The 14773-nt window shown below is 63.8% G+C and carries 17 protein-coding genes; 11 read left to right on the forward strand and 6 right to left on the reverse strand.

Translation table 11 applies throughout. From position 1 onward, the window contains the following. Positions 1 to 43: 43 nt before the first annotated feature. The 3 genes from J5251_RS19185 to J5251_RS19195 all read right to left on the reverse strand — a co-directional run bounded on the left by J5251_RS19185 (position 44) and on the right by J5251_RS19195 (position 2766). Positions 44 to 1129, reverse strand: coding sequence for a YgfZ/GcvT domain-containing protein (locus J5251_RS19185; protein WP_139005710.1), 1086 nt, complete (start codon positions 1127 to 1129; stop codon positions 44 to 46). Between the two features lie 67 nt (positions 1130 to 1196). Then, complete coding sequence (locus J5251_RS19190) at positions 1197 to 1799, reverse strand: FABP family protein (protein WP_139005709.1); 603 nt, start codon at positions 1797 to 1799, stop codon at positions 1197 to 1199. Positions 1800 to 2022: 223 nt separating this feature from the next. Then, positions 2023 to 2766 (reverse strand): hypothetical protein, encoded by a 744-nt coding sequence (locus tag J5251_RS19195; RefSeq protein ID WP_244250731.1) that lies wholly within the window; start codon positions 2764 to 2766, stop codon positions 2023 to 2025. Between the two features lie 166 nt (positions 2767 to 2932). Between J5251_RS19195 and J5251_RS19200 the strand changes: the two genes are divergently transcribed. The 11 genes from J5251_RS19200 to J5251_RS19250 all read left to right on the forward strand — a co-directional run bounded on the left by J5251_RS19200 (position 2933) and on the right by J5251_RS19250 (position 12784). After that, on the forward strand, positions 2933 to 3643 hold the full coding sequence (locus tag J5251_RS19200) for a winged helix-turn-helix transcriptional regulator (protein ID WP_139005708.1): 711 nt from the start codon (positions 2933 to 2935) through the stop codon (positions 3641 to 3643). Between the two features lie 42 nt (positions 3644 to 3685). Beyond that, entirely contained in the window at positions 3686 to 4663 is a 978-nt protein-coding gene (mshD, locus tag J5251_RS19205; protein ID WP_139005707.1) for a mycothiol synthase, read from the forward strand. 72 nt (positions 4664 to 4735) lie between these two features. Beyond that, entirely contained in the window at positions 4736 to 6961 is a 2226-nt protein-coding gene (locus tag J5251_RS19210; protein ID WP_139005706.1) for an RNA degradosome polyphosphate kinase, read from the forward strand. Then, on the forward strand, positions 6958 to 7923 hold the full coding sequence (locus J5251_RS19215) for an NUDIX hydrolase (protein WP_431188568.1): 966 nt from the start codon (positions 6958 to 6960) through the stop codon (positions 7921 to 7923). Before J5251_RS19210 ends, J5251_RS19215 begins: the two co-directional genes overlap by 4 nt. A 115-nt stretch (positions 7924 to 8038) precedes the next feature. Beyond that, on the forward strand, positions 8039 to 8563 hold the full coding sequence (locus J5251_RS19220) for a ferritin (RefSeq protein WP_139005704.1): 525 nt from the start codon (positions 8039 to 8041) through the stop codon (positions 8561 to 8563). A gap of 110 nt (positions 8564 to 8673) precedes the next feature. Further along, positions 8674 to 9435, forward strand: a complete 762-nt coding sequence (locus tag J5251_RS19225; RefSeq protein ID WP_240793121.1) for a thymidylate synthase — start codon at positions 8674 to 8676, stop codon at positions 9433 to 9435. Continuing rightward, positions 9432 to 10013, forward strand: coding sequence for a dihydrofolate reductase (locus J5251_RS19230; RefSeq protein WP_139005702.1), 582 nt, complete (start codon positions 9432 to 9434; stop codon positions 10011 to 10013). The genes J5251_RS19225 and J5251_RS19230 overlap by 4 nt, the downstream gene beginning before the upstream one ends. A gap of 122 nt (positions 10014 to 10135) precedes the next feature. After that, complete coding sequence (locus tag J5251_RS19235; protein ID WP_139005701.1) at positions 10136 to 10444, forward strand: GNAT family N-acetyltransferase; 309 nt, start codon at positions 10136 to 10138, stop codon at positions 10442 to 10444. Positions 10445 to 10546: 102 nt separating this feature from the next. Further along, on the forward strand, positions 10547 to 11698 hold the full coding sequence (gene asd, locus J5251_RS19240) for an aspartate-semialdehyde dehydrogenase (protein WP_208574868.1): 1152 nt from the start codon (positions 10547 to 10549) through the stop codon (positions 11696 to 11698). A 235-nt stretch (positions 11699 to 11933) separates the two neighbouring features. Then, complete coding sequence (locus tag J5251_RS19245; protein WP_139005699.1) at positions 11934 to 12356, forward strand: hypothetical protein; 423 nt, start codon at positions 11934 to 11936, stop codon at positions 12354 to 12356. Further along, a complete protein-coding gene (locus tag J5251_RS19250) occupies positions 12353 to 12784 on the forward strand; it encodes a hypothetical protein (RefSeq protein ID WP_139005698.1) in 432 nt (143 codons plus the stop codon). Before J5251_RS19245 ends, J5251_RS19250 begins: the two co-directional genes overlap by 4 nt. Positions 12785 to 12804: 20 nt before the next feature. Here the strand turns inward: J5251_RS19250 and J5251_RS19255 are convergent, their stop codons facing one another. Genes J5251_RS19255 through J5251_RS19265 form a run of 3 tightly spaced genes read right to left on the reverse strand, consistent with a single transcriptional unit; the run spans position 12805 to position 14766 of the window. After that, entirely contained in the window at positions 12805 to 13902 is a 1098-nt protein-coding gene (locus tag J5251_RS19255; RefSeq protein WP_171059390.1) for a UDP-N-acetylmuramate dehydrogenase, read from the reverse strand. Next, the gene (locus J5251_RS19260) at positions 13892 to 14317 is read right to left on the reverse strand and encodes a MaoC family dehydratase (RefSeq protein ID WP_139005697.1); all 426 of its coding nucleotides are present in this window, start codon (positions 14315 to 14317) and stop codon (positions 13892 to 13894) included. Before J5251_RS19260 ends, J5251_RS19255 begins: the two co-directional genes overlap by 11 nt. Beyond that, positions 14317 to 14766, reverse strand: a complete 450-nt coding sequence (locus J5251_RS19265; protein WP_074703291.1) for an FAS1-like dehydratase domain-containing protein — start codon at positions 14764 to 14766, stop codon at positions 14317 to 14319. The genes J5251_RS19260 and J5251_RS19265 overlap by 1 nt, the downstream gene beginning before the upstream one ends. Positions 14767 to 14773 lie beyond the last annotated feature (7 nt).

A 14773-nucleotide genomic window follows, 5' to 3' on the forward strand; every position in this document is an offset into this window, starting at 1 on the left:
TATCCCGGCCCTTGCCTGCACGGCGGGGCCACGGGACCATGGGTCAGCGCGGTCCGCCGCGCAGCAACCCCTTGGGCCGGCCTACTACCGAGCCGGCGTCCGGCGCCACGATGACCTCTTGGGCAGCGTCGTACTGCGAGTCCCCGTCTACCACCAGCAGCTGGGTCTCCGGGTCCACGGAGCGCTTAATGACGGCCAGCGCCACCGGGCCCATCTCGTAGTGCAGTGCCGCGGACGTTACCGTCCCGACCTTGCGGTCCCCGAGCCGGACTTCGCTGCCGGCGGCGGGGAGGGTATGCTGCGAACCGTCCAGCTGCAGGAAGACAAGGCGGCGCGGCGGGTGGCCCAGGTTGTGCACCCGGGCAATCGTCTCCTGGCCCTTGTAACAGCCCTTGTCCATATGCACGGCGGTGCGCATCAGGTCCAGTTCGTGCGGGATGGTCTTTTCGTCGGTCTCGGTGCCGAAACGCGGCCGCCAGGCGGCAATGCGCAGCGCTTCCACGGCCAGTGAGCCTGCCAGTTCCTTGCCTTCCACGGCCGATTCGAGTTCCGCTGCAGGAATAAGGTATTCGGACCAGGTCCGTTCCCGGCCCGGGTGCTGCAACTCTTCGATCCTGGTGTAGGCGAAACCGCCTGCGCCAACCTCCGGCCACGGGTCCTGCCACACCAGCCGGTCCTCAAAACCGGCAACAGCCTTCGCTGCCCCGATAACAGCCCACTGCGCCGAGACGTCCGCGATCTCCACGCGGAGCATGAACTTCATTTTGTTCAGCCACTCGGCCAGGCCCTCGGCTTCGAAGGCCTCCACAATGAGCCACGTAGTTTCGCCGTCGTCGATCACGCGGGTGTCGTATTCAATCCGGCCCTGGACGGTCAGCAGCAGCGCTTCGCTGGACTCGCCCGGTTTCAGCCCCAGCAGCAGCTGGGAGGACAAAGTGTTCAGCCAGCTCAGCCGGTCAGGCCCGGTGACCGTAACGACTCCGCGGTGGGACAGATCGGCAAGGGCCTCGCCGCGCGCGAGCAGCCGCTGCTCGCGCATTGGATCCCCGTAGTGGGCGGCAACGCCGGCATCGGGGCCGGTGGCCTCGACGGCGCCGGGACGGGACAACAGAGGGCTTTGATAAGTCATACCAGCGTCAACGTCCTAGCGGCTATGGTATTCCCCGCGGCGTCGCTGCCGGCGGGACGAGGGATGGTCAGGAGACCTTTTTGAGGATCGCGGAGGCGTGGGCTTCGAGCTCTTTGCCCTGGGCGGCGGCGACGTCCCAGCGCCAGAACAGGTCTCCGTTGACCAGGCCGAAGATCCGGGTGGCGGCGTTGTATTCCTTGGCCTGCGAACCGCGCATGACCATGTCCGTGGCCAACTGGATCTGCGGACCCTTGATCTGGCCGTAGTACAGCTCGGAAATGCCGCCCGGGTGGACGATGGTGGCCGTGATGTCAAAGCCGCCGTTGCCGTTGCGGAGTTCTTCGACCTCGTCCGCTGACTTCAACGCGGGGACAATATCGGCCGGGATCAGGCCCGGTCCGACGTCGGCGTCGTTGAGTTTGCGCTCCAAAGCCCAGAAGCCTGTTTCCACGGTCAGCGGACGCAGCTTGGTCCCGTCCTCGTCCATGAGCCAGCTTTCCGCGGTGTACTGCAGAAACGGCAAGCCGTTGTGCTTGAACGTGGCTGATTGGAAGAAGTGTTCCGATCCCTCATCACCGGCGCCAAGCCGCCCCGAGCCCTCCCAGGTACCCAGAAGCCAGGACAACGGAACGATTTCCGGTGTCAGGTCAGTAGGTATTTCCATGGCCATGGCTTGAAGAGGAAACCTTTACTTCTGGCCCTTGAACAGGCGCCAGACCACCAGACCGGCGAACCAGGCCATGGACAGGCCCGCGACAACGAGCAGGCTAATGAAGAAAATCTCAAGTGCTAGATGCGACATGCCTCCATACTAACCGGCGGCTGCCGGTGGTGCCGCCGCATTACGCACCGTGCCGTGTGACCTCGGTCAACCCGTGGCTTCGGTGCGCGAGTCAGCGAAGCAGCAGCTTTTCGAGGAAGTACACCAGCGCTCCGGAGGCCATGATCGGCGCGGACCCGATGGCGAGGATGGCCGGGATTTTGCGCGGGCCGCCATCTGCGAGGACCAGCCGGCGGAAACAGACAATGACCGTGCCTCCGAGCGCTCCCACCACCGCGGCCGGCAGGAGCGAGATGCTGGAGCTCAGCGCGGCGCCGAGCGGCGCTGCCAGCGTTGCGAGGACGACGCCCAGCGGTGCCACGAGCCGGTCGGGCCAGGGCAGCACACACACGCCGATGGCTACCAGCATGCTCACGCCGGTGATGAGCATCATGCCCGAATTCGCGGAATTTGCGGCAAGCCGTTCGGCCGCCACCCAGCCCGCCCCCAGGGTCGTCAGGACCAGCCCCGTGCTCGCCCCGAAGGTGGATTCGAGCCGGTGGGGCTGTCCCGTCCCGCGGACCAGTTGGACAAGGAAGACCGTCATCACCCCCAGTGCGACCACCACCACCGTCCAGGCCATCGACATGCCGGTAGGCGCTGCGGCGGCGAGCAGGACGGCGGCAATGCCGCCCAACGAGATGACAGTGGCGAGCGTCTTCTTGGCGGGCACGCCGAGCAGTTGCGGCCAGCCGATGCCGACCAGCAGGGCTCCCGCGCAGGTGATCACGACAACAGCCGTCTGCGACCAATAGGTAGCACCTACCAGGGCACACAACATTGCGGCTGAAGCGACCGCCACCATCCAGATTCTCACCCTTGTCATCCTGCCTTATCTCAAGAATGAGTGCGAGAACACGGTGACGCGGACCACCGCGGCGTTATACTGGTGCGCAACCGTCCGGCAATTTCCACGGTGACAAGCAGATATCTGCCGGGCGTTCGCCCGATGGTGTGCGCCTAAATGATCCCCGGAGGAAAATATGCCGCACATTCTGCTCTTAACCAATGCCCCAGGCCCTTCCGTTGGCGTCCTCCCTGCCCTCGAGCTGCTCAACCACAAGGTGCATATCCTCCCCGCGGAACCCGCTGCACTGCTGGAAACTGACCCGTCCGACGTGGTCATGGTCGACGCCCGCAAAGATCTGGTGGGCGCCCGGTCCCTGACCCAGCTGCTCAAAGCCACCGGCCTGGCCGCTCCCCTGATGCTGATTTTGACCGAAGGCGGCATGGCCGCGGTCTCGGCGAACTGGCTTGCGGACGATGTCGTGCTCGACAGCGCGGGTCCGGCCGAAGTAGAGGCGCGGCTGCGGCTGGTCATCGCCCGGGCCAACCAGCACGATGAGGAGGCCAACGGCGAAATCCATGCCTCCGGCGTCGTTATTGATGAAGCCAGCTACACGGCCCGCGTGGGCGGTACGCCGCTCAACCTGACTTACAAAGAGTTCGAGCTGCTGAAATATCTGGCCCAGCACCCCGGCAGGGTATTCACCCGCGACCAGCTGCTCCACGAGGTCTGGGGTTACGACTATTACGGCGGCACCCGCACCGTGGATGTCCATGTGCGGCGGCTGCGCGCCAAGCTCGGCTCGGACCATGAGCAGCTCATCGGGACCGTGCGCAACGTGGGCTACCGGTTCACGCTGGCGCGCAACCCGGAGGCCAATGCCGCGGACCTGGAGCAATCCGCGTAAAGGTTCCTGCCGCAGCCACGGCTCGCGGGTTACGCTGAAGGCATGAGTGCACAGACTTCTGCTGAATGGCCCGTGTTGAGCATCAAGGGCTCGCCGGATCCGGAGGTGCTCGGCGACATCCGTGCGCTGACCGATGCAGCCTCGGAGGCGGACGGCAACCCGCCGCTGTCGGAACAGACCTGGGTCAACCTGAAATCCGTGGACCCGGACAACCTGCTGGTGCTCGCCTCCTATGCCGGCGAGGAACGCTCCGATCCGTCCACCGCCACCTCGCTGGCTGGCGTCGCCGTCGTTAATCTGCCGGCGCATGGCGAATCCAACGGAGTCCTGGAACTGGTGGTGCACCCGACCTACCGCAACCAGGGTGTGGGTACCGGACTGGTCGCCGCGCTGCAGGAACACACGGAACTGCCCGCGCTCAAGGCCTGGTCCCACGGCGACCACGAGGGAGCCGCCAAGCTGGCCGGCCGGTTCGGTTTCGCCCCGGTGCGCGAACTCTGGCGGATGCGGCTGACGCACGCCCCGCAACTGCCAGACGTGGTGCTTCCGGACGGGGTTTCGATCCGCACCTTCGTTCCCGGCAAGGATGAGCAGGCCTGGCTGGCGGCCAACGCCGCGGCGTTTGCGCACCACCCGGAGCAGGGCTCCTCCACCCTCGCGGACCTGCAGGCACGGATGGCCGAAGACTGGTTTGATCCCGCGGGTTTCCTGCTCGCGGTGCGGAACAACGACGACGCCCTGCTGGGCTTCCACTGGACCAAGGTGCATCCGCGCACGGGCACGCATCCGTCCATCGGCGAGGTGTACGTAGTCGGAGTCACCCCCGAGGCACAGGGCACCGGGCTGGGCAAGGCCCTGACCATTGCCGGCATGAAGCATCTGCACGACCAAGGGCAGCAGGCGATCATGCTGTACGTGGACGCGGACAACGAGGCTGCGGTCGCGCTCTACCGCAAACTTGGCTTCACCCGCTGGGATACCGACGTCATGTATGGACCGGCCGGAACCGAGGGCAGCTGAGAAGCGGTTAATCTTGTAGGTACTGCTGCCCCATACAATGAGGGCTCCCCCAGCAACAGCACAGGAGACGCCATGGCCACTGAATCGGTAACCCCGGCCCCAGTACGGCTCGGATCCTCGGAAGTGGCACCGGCCCGCGCCACGCAGGACCGCATCGATATCCCGGAATTCGCGCCCTCGCTCCTGCCCGACGGAAACTTCAGCCTGGACGACCGGTTCCTGGACCGCGAAATGAGCTGGCTGGACTTCAACGCACGGGTCCTCGAACTGGCCGAAGATCCGGACCTGTTCCTGCTGGAGAGAGTGAATTTCCTCTCCATATTCGCCTCAAATCTGGACGAGTTCTTCATGGTCCGCGTCGCCGGTCTGAAGCGGCGTATCGCTGCCGGCTTGGCCGTGCCGTCTGCTGCCGGGCTCAGCCCGATCGAGCAGTTGGAACAAATTATGGTGGAAGCCCACAAGCTGCAGGTCCGCCATGCCCGTATCTTCGCGGAGATCATCCGGCCGGAACTGGCCTACGAGCACATCTACATGGTCCGGTGGGAAGAGCTCACCGATGGTGAGCGCGATTGGCTGACCAAGATGTTCCGGGAGAAGGTGTTCCCGATCCTGACCCCGCTCGCGGTTGACCCGGCCCATCCGTTTCCCTACATTTCGGGACTGTCCCTGAACCTGGCCGTGGTGGTCCGGAATCCTGTCAGCGAAAAGGAGCTCTTTGCCCGCGTCAAGGTTCCTGACCAGCTGCCGCGCATGATCTCGCTGGACGGTCCCCGTGCCGGTTCGATACCGGGACGGACGGCCCGCTTCATTTCGCTCGAAGACGTCATCGCCCAGCACCTGGATCTGCTGTTCCAAGGCATGGAGATCCTGGAACACCACAGCTTCCGCGTGACCCGCAACGAAGACCTCGAAGTGGAAGAGGACGACGCCGAAAACCTGCTCCAGGCGCTGGAGAAGGAACTGTTGCGCCGCCGTTTCGGTCCGCCGGTCAGGCTCGAAGTCACCACCGACATCAACCCGAGCATCCGCGAACTGCTGGTGCGCGAGCTCGGTGTGGAGGAGTCGGAGGTCTATGCATTGCCCACGCCGCTGGACCTCCGGGGTCTGAGCGTCATCTCCAACATCGACCGCAATGACCTGCACTACCCGAAGCAGCTGGCGCATACCAGCCGTCACCTGAACGAAAGCGAAACGTCCAAGGCAGCCAATGTCTTTGCCGCCATGCGCCGCCGGGACATTCTGCTGCATCATCCGTACGATTCCTTCTCCACCTCGGTGCAGGCCTTCCTGGAACAGGCGGCGTCGGATCCAAAGGTCCAGGCCATCAAGCAGACGCTCTACCGGACCTCCGGCGACTCCCCCATCGTCGATGCGCTGATCGACGCCGCGGAGGCCGGCAAGCAGGTCCTGGCACTGGTGGAAATCAAGGCCCGTTTCGACGAGCAGGCCAACATCGACTGGGCCCGCAAGCTGGAGCAGTCGGGTGTGCACGTGGTGTACGGCATTGTCGGGCTCAAGACGCATTGCAAGCTTTCGCTGGTGGTGCGACAGGAAGGCGACCGGCTGCGCCGCTACAGCCATATCGGTACCGGCAACTACCACCCCCGCACCGCCCGCTACTACGAGGACCTGGGCCTGCTGACCTCCAGCGACCAGGTGGGCGAGGACCTCTCCAGGCTGTTCAACCAGCTCTCCGGCTACGCCCCGAAGTCCACGTTCAAACGCCTGCTGGTGGCGCCCCGGTCGGTGCGCAGCGGACTCTTGGACCGGATCGAGAAGGAAATCACCAACCGCAAGTCCGGTTTACCGGCCCGCGTGGTCATCAAGGTCAACTCGATGGTGGACGAAGCAATCATCGATGCCCTGTACCGCGCATCGCAGGCGGACGTGCAGGTAGACGTCATTGTCCGCGGTATCTGCGCCGTCCGGCCCGGTGTGCCCGGCCTGAGTGACAACATCCGGGTGCGCTCCATTCTGGGCAGGTTCCTGGAGCACTCCCGCGTGTTCGCCTTCGCCAACGCGGGCGATCCGGTGGTATTCATTGGGTCGGCGGACATGATGCACCGGAACCTCGACCGCCGGGTGGAAGCGCTCGTGCAGCTCAGTTCGCGCGAAGACATTGCCGACCTGGTGGCCTTGATGGACCGGTACATGGACCCCGGCACCGCGAGCTGGCATCTGGACAATCTAGGCCGGTGGACCCGGCACCACAAGGACGCCGAGGGCAATCCGCTCAGCGACGTACAGTCCTGGCTGCTGGCTTCGCGCGCACGCCAACGTGCAGTGACGCGCCGGTGATGACGGACTTGAAGACAACGGACCGGACCGAGGCCTCCGCCAGAATCAGCGTCACCGCGGCCGGCGCATTGTGCTGGCGTGTCAGACAGGGCCGTCTGGAGCTATTACTCATCCACCGTCCGAGGTACAAGGACTGGTCCTGGCCCAAAGGCAAGCTGGACAGCGGGGAAACGAATCCCGAGTGCGCTGTCCGCGAAGTCGAGGAAGAAGTCGGCGTGCGGGTGAAGCTGGGCATTCCCCTGCCCACTATCCACTACCAGGTGCCCTCGGGGCTGAAGGAAGTGCTGTACTGGGCTGCCAAATTGGACAAGGGGACGCCGAAGCCGGACGGCAAGGAAGTGGACAAGGTCCGCTGGAGCACTCCGGAGGAAGCGGCCGAGCTGCTGAGCAACCCCTCGGACAAGGAACCCCTGGCTGCTCTGGTGAAGGCTTACGAGAACGGTGATCTGGAGACCTACCCCTTCATCGTCGTGCGCCATGCCAAAGCGAAGCCGCGCTCGTCCTGGACCCGGGCTGAAGGTGAGCGGCCGCTTGCGGCCACCGGCCTGCGGCAGGCGCTGGCGGTCTGCCGCCTGCTCGCCTCCTGGCAGCCCAAACGGGTGGTTTCCAGCCCCTGGCTGCGCTGCATGCAAACCATCACGCCGTACGCCAATTCACAGAAAAGCAAGATCCGTTCGGTCGAGGCCATCACGGAGCACAGTGCCCACCGAAACCCGCAGAAGGCCCGGTCGGCCATCGAATATCTGCTGGACAAGCGCAAATCCACGGCAGTCTGCACCCACCGGCCTGTCCTGCCTCAGGTCATCAAGGTCCTGCGTGCCCGGCTGCCTGAGGAACTGGCAGAACAGCTGCCTACCAGAGATCCGTATCTGAAGCCCGGGGCGATGCTCGTCTGCCAGATCAGCGTCAAGAATCCGAACAGAATAGTTTCCTTGGAACACTTCGATGCCTACGACGACTGACGCTTTACGGTGTGGCGAGCGGCCAGCGGATGTGCCGTTGTGAGGTCCGGCTAAGGGAAATCTGGCTAGCCTAACCTGCCTATCCAAGACCGACGTGTGGTCCTAGAGTGCTTGCATGAGCACATTCAACGAACTTCTCGCGGACCAGGTCGGCAACGAATTCGCTGCCTCGCAGCAGTACATCGCCATCGCCGTCTGGTTTGATAACGAGGACCTGCCCCAGCTGGCTAAGCACTTCTACCGGCAGTCGCTCGAGGAGCGCAACCACGCCATGATGTTGGTGCGCTACATGCTGGACCGGGACCTCAAGGTGACGATTCCGGCTATCAACCAGGTCCACAATGATTTCACCAACGTGGTGGAGCCGATAAGTCTGGCCCTTCAGCAGGAAAAGCAGGTCACGGCCCAGATCGAGGCGCTCTTTGCTGCAGCGCGCGCCGAAACCGATGCCCTGGGCGAACAGTTCATGCTGTGGTTCCTCAAGGAGCAGGTCGAAGAGGTGGCGTCCATGTCCACTCTGCTGGCCATCGCCGAACGCGCGGACAACCTGTTCGACATCGAGAACTTCCTGGCCCGCGAATCCGTGGGCGATGAGGGCCGTGACTACGGTGCACCGGAAGCTGCCGGCGGCGCCGTCTAAGCACTTGCAAGGCATCATGGCTGGCCAGTCCGGATCCCGTTGCCGGCTGGTCTAGACTGGTCAGCGTGAATGCCATTCCCACTCCCTACGAAGACTTGCTGCGAGAGGTCATGGCCTCCGGCACCGTGAAATCGGACCGTACCGGCACCGGGACGCATAGCGTTTTCGGCCGGCAGATCCGGTTCGATCTGGCCGAGGGTTTCCCGCTGATCACCACCAAGCGGGTGCACTTCAAATCCGTCGCCTTGGAGCTGCTCTGGTTCCTGCGCGGTGATTCCAACGCCAGGTGGCTGCAGGAACGCGGCGTGAAAATCTGGAACGAGTGGGCGGACGAGAACGGCGAACTCGGCCCTATCTACGGTGTGCAGTGGCGCTCCTGGCCGACGCCGGACGGCGGGCATATCGACCAGATCGCCGACCTCGTGGAGGGTTTGAAAAACAACCCGGACTCGCGCCGGCACATCGTTTCAGCCTGGAACGTGGCCGAGATCAAGAACATGGCACTGCCGCCGTGCCACGCGTTCTTCCAGTTCTATGTGGCGGATGGCAGGCTGTCCTGCCAGCTGTACCAGCGCAGCGCCGACATGTTCCTGGGCGTGCCGTTCAATATCGCGTCCTACGCGCTGCTGACGCTGATGCTGGCCCAGCAGGCGGGACTGGAACCCGGAGAGTTCGTCTGGACCGGTGGCGACGTCCACATCTATGACGACCATGTGGAACAGGTGACCGAGCAATTGGCCCGCGACCCGTATCCCTACCCGCAACTGCGCATCCTGCGGAAGCCGGCGAGCATCTTCGACTACAACTTCGAGGACTTTGAACTGCTTAACTACCAGCACCATCCCGCTATTAAGGCGCCGGTGGCCGTATGATCCCCGCCAACACCCCCTCTGGCACCCATGCAGCCCGGAAAGAACCGGTGCTAGGCCTGATCTGGGCGCAAAGCTCCAACGGTGTGATCGGCAAGAACGGCGAGCTGCCGTGGCACCTGCCGGAAGACCTGGCGCACTTCAAACGGACCACCCAGGGGCATCCAGTCATTATGGGCCGCCGGACGTGGGACTCGTTCCCCGCGAAGTTCCGCCCGCTGCCGGGCCGGACAAATATCGTCATCAGCGGTAACCCGGAACGGAGGGAAGAGCTGGCCCGTTCCGGCGCTGTCGCCGTCGGATCCCTTGAGCAGGCCCTTGCCGAGGCCGCATCCAGCCCCGGCAGCGAAGAGGTCTGGATTATCGGTGGCGGCGAAATCTTCCGCAACGCTACCGCCCTGGCGAACACCGCCGTCGTTACTGTGATCGATCTGGAGACGGACGGCGACACCTTCGCACCGATGCTAAGCGCAGGATGGACTTTCGACGCAGCCGACCCCGCCGAGGGTTGGCTCACCTCTTCCAACGGCACCCGGTATCGCATCGCGTTGTGGACGCAGCAGGTGGATCCCGCCAACTGAAGGACTCTTCCGGCTGGAGGAACCGCGGCAGGATAAATTGCCCCTGCCGTCCGGCCGCTGAAATGGCTAGGATCGGTGGACGGGCGCCAACAGTGCCGCCGGTCCGATGCGCAGGAGGAACCATGTCTGTTTCACACGAGAACCTCACTCTGGTCCAAGACTCCAGCCGGGGCCGCTATGAGCTCCACTGCGGCGATACGTTTATTGGATTCGAAGGTTTCGAGACCGACGACGACGGCGTCATCACCCTGCAGCACACCATCATCGACGAGAAATACGGCCGCCGTGGCTTTGCCCGCGCCCTGGTCACCATGATCCTGACGGACATGCGGGCCAAGGGACAGATGATGGTCCCGCTGTGCACGTACGTCCAGTCGTACCTCGAGCGTTTTCCGGAGTACGGTGACCTCGTCGTCGAACACGCACGCTAAAGTTCCGGGGCGTGCACAACAGTAGGTTGTGAGGAACAGCAATTTGGTGGTATAGGTCACCTATTTGGGGGTCGGACAGCATACTGGCCTAAAATGGAGCGTATGACTTCTCCCGCAGCAAGTTCCACTGTCCAATCAGTCGGCCTTATCGGCTGGCGCGGAATGGTCGGCTCAGTCCTTATGCAGCGTATGCAGGACGAGGGCGATTTTGATCTGATCAACCCGGTTTTCTTCTCGACGTCCAACGCCGGCGGCCAGGCCCCCGCGTTCGCCGAAGGAGCCGGTGCCCTTCAGGATGCCTACGATATCGACACGCTGGCCAAGCTGCCGATTATCGTCACGGCCCAAGGCGGGGACTACACCGCCGAGGTCTACCCCAAGCTGCGCGACGCCGGCTGGGACGGACTCTGGATTGACGCGGCTTCCACACTGCGGATGGACCAGGATTCCATCATCGTGCTGGACCCGGTCAACCGCGAAGTAATCGACTCCGGCCTGGCCCGGGGCATCAAAAACTACATCGGCGGTAACTGCACGGTCTCCGCCATGCTCATGGGCCTCGGCGGCCTGTTCAGGAACGGCCTCGTAGAGTGGGGCACCTCCATGACGTACCAAGCTGCTTCCGGCGGTGGCGCCCGGCACATGCGCGAGCTGCTCAACCAGTTCGGCAGCCTGAACTCAGTGGTGTCCGATGAGTTGGCCCATCCCTCCTCCGCCATCCTGGAAATCGACCGGAAGGTGCTGGCCGAGCAGCGCAACCCCGAGCTGGATGCCTCCCAGTTCGGCGTGCCGCTTGCCGGTTCGGTGATCCCCTGGATCGACAAGGATCTTGGCAACGGCCAGTCCAAGGAAGAGTGGAAGGCCGGCGCGGAGACCAACAAGATCCTCGGCCTCGACGTTGCCGAAGGCAGCCGGATCCCGTTCGACGGGCTCTGCGTCCGGATCGGTGCCATGCGCTCGCACTCCCAGGCGCTGACGCTGAAGCTCCGGGAAGATCTGCCCGTGTCCGAAATCGAGCGGCTGATCGACGCCGACAACGAGTGGGCCAAGGTGGTTCCCAACACCAAGGAAGCCACCATGGAACAGCTGACTCCCGTTGCCGTCAGTGGCACCTTGGAGATCCCGGTCGGACGGATCCGCAAGCTTGAAATGGGACCCGAATACATCAGCGCCTTCACTGTCGGCGACCAGCTGCTGTGGGGTGCGGCCGAGCCGCTGCGCCGCATGCTGCGGATTGCCACCGGCAACCTCTAAGCGCCCGGCGGCCGAGAGCCGCCCTTTTAGCGCACTGCAGTCCGTTTCCTTCGGGAAGCGGACTGCTGCTGTTAATGGCCGGTGCCTGGCTTTGGACCAGCGGCCGGAACTGTTCCTCCACCCGCCGGGCCAAGACCGCGGCGGTCCACATACTTCGAATACCCGTTCTATCCCATCTGTCCCCCGGCATAGCGTGAAGGCATATCAGTATCCGCACGCCGGAAAGGACTATTCGATGAAAACGCCAACAGCAGGCGAACTGCTGCACCAGTTTCTGGTTCAGTCGTGCGCCAGGAAACGGGAGGCGACCGCGGAGCGATACCTGCTGGTCCACGCCCAGCTGCACCGGTATTTGGAGGAAACCGGGCACCGGGTCCTTGAGACACAGCAACTCCCCTATTACCGCCGGGAACAGCACAAGGACCCGTCCGATGCCTTCTGCCGGTCGTTCTATGCCGAGGAGGTCATCCATGCTCTGCCCGGCTTCCTGGATCCACCGTGGCTCAACAGCATCCCGGCAGACCGCCGCATCCAAATCAGCCAAACCGCACGTCTGGCGGGATGGTTGTGCAAAAGCGGTTACGTTGACCGCAGCTGGCACAGCTGCGCCGTGCTGGAGGTGGAGGGAGCAGTCCGGCGAGCAAGGGCTGCATCATGACAGGCAGCCCCAACGTCGACAAGTTGCTCCGGATGTTCTTCCTCCGGTACAACCTGAGCCAGAAACCGGTGACCGTAGACCGGTGCAACCGGATCGAAATCCATCTCCGGCACTTCCTGGACCTCTGCGGCGAGGACTATCTGGCAGCCGAGCAGCGTCAGATGCTGGAGTTGGAACGCCAGTTCCAGCCGTATGGTTCGGCTTTCGCGCGATTGATGCATGCCGGCGAGCTGCTGGCGGCACTGCCCGAATTCCTCGCCCCGGAATGGCTGATGAACCATGGCGTGGACCGGAAGGTACAGATCAGCCACAGCGACCGGTTGGTTCGTTGGCTCCGCGGGGAACGGCTGGTGGACTTCCGGGCTCACCGGCTGGATCTGCTGCACTTCCGGAGCGCCCACGACCAGGCACTACGGGTGCAGCCGTGATCCGCGGTCCAACGTCAGCGTCAGAGGGCGCAGCCGATCAGCAGCGGTTCGGGAACGAGCCGGATTCCAAACTTGTCCTGGACGCCATCCCTGACCGTACGGGCAATAGCCACGATGTCCTCGGCGTTGGCGCTCCCACGGTTTGTGATGGCCAAGGTGTGCTTCGTGGACAGTGACGCCCTGCCTCCGGCGATGGAATACCCATCCACGCTTCCGTTGGCCGTGCCCTCAAGCCCGAACCCCTTGCCGAAGCCGGATTTGTCGATCAGCCAGGCGGCGCTGAGCTTCATCTGGTCGCCCACGGGCCACCGGGGAGCCGTTTCAGGCAGTTGACCGGCCACTTCGGCAGCAACGATCGGGTTGGTGAAGAAGGAACCGGTGCTGTAGGTATCCCGGTCGGCCGGGTCCAGGACCATGCCTTTCGAGGCCCGCAGTCGCAGGACCTCGCTGCGCACGTCATTGGCCTTGGCGCGTTCTCCGACTTCGACGGCGAGGGACCGCGCCAGCTCGGCATAGCGGATGGGCGCGCTCAGTCGGCTCGGGGCGAGCTGGAACTGGACCGTCAGGACCACGAAGCGCGGCGATCCGTTGGTTGTCGTCTGCTTCAGGACCGAGTCACGGTAGCCGAACTGGAGATCCGGGTTGGCGAACGTCTTAACCACGTTGGCTTCCCGGTCCCACGTCCGTACGGTGGCCACGGTCTGGGAGACGTCCGCTCCGTAAGCTCCGACGTTCTGGACGGGCGTAGCTCCGGTCAGACCGGGAATTCCCGACAGCGCCTCCAGCCCGGACCACGCGTGCAGCACCGTGGCCTCCACGAATTCGTCCCACGGCTGCCCGGCTTGGACAGTGACCATGACCCTGCCGGGGGTTGCATCGGCGTCGTCCACGTCGAACCCGGTGCTGGCAATCCGCAGAACCGTTCCCGGATACCCCTCATCCGCAATCACGAGGTTGGATCCTCCGCCGATAATCAGCAGATCTTCGCCTGCCTCATCCGCGGCACGGACGCCGTCGATGATTTCGCGTTCCGATGTGGCTTCGACGTAGCGCCGGGCGGGTCCGCCGACTCCTACCGTAGTAAGTGGCGCCAGCTTGACGGCAGCTTCACCAGGCACGGACAACGGCCTGCGCCTTAACCAGGACCTTCTGCCCGGCGGCAGTCACGGTCAGATCCACGCGGACCGAGGAATTCGCCTCGTCGACAGCGCCGATGACTCCTGCGACCTCGAGAGTAGCGCCGCCTGCGTCCAGATTCTCCACAACAACCGGCTTGGTGAATCTCGTTTGGTAATCGACGACCGCCGCGGGGTTGCCCACCCAGTCGGTGACGAGCTGGACGGCAGCTCCCATCGTGAACATGCCGTGGGCGATCACTCCAGGCAGTCCGACCTGCTCGGCAAAGCGGTCATTCCAATGAATCGGGTTGAAGTCACCGCTGGCACCGGCGTACCGCACCAAATCAGCCCGGGAAACATCGATGGATGTGGAACCGATTTCCTGTCCGACGGACAGATCGCTCAACGCGGGCATCACTGGCCTTCCCCTCTCACCAGAATCGAAGACGTTGCAGTGGCGGTCTTCTCACCATCAGTCGTGCTGATCTCCGCGCGGGTGGTGATCATGGCTCCGCCACCCATCGCCCGAACTTGGTCCACGTGTAGCTCGGCTACCAACTGGTCGCCTGCCACGATGGGACGGTGATGGACGAACCGCTGGTCGGCATGGACAACGCGGGAGAAATCAATGCCAGCCTCGGGGTCTTCAATCAGTTGTGCGTCTGCCCGCTGCGCAACAATGATCGCGAATGTCGGTGGCGCAATCAGGTCCGCGTACCCCAGGTCCTTCGCGGCTTCCACCTCGAAGTGCGCCGGATGCGTTGCCTTAACAGCCCGCGCGAACTCCCGGATCTTCTCACGGCCTACGGTGTAGGCTTCCCCGGCCGGATAAACGCGGCCGGCCAGTTGCGGGTTGACCCCGATCTGTTCT

Origin of the sequence: Arthrobacter crystallopoietes, assembly GCF_017603825.1 — a bacterium.
Taxonomy (GTDB): Bacteria; Actinomycetota; Actinomycetes; order Actinomycetales; family Micrococcaceae; genus Crystallibacter; species Crystallibacter crystallopoietes_B.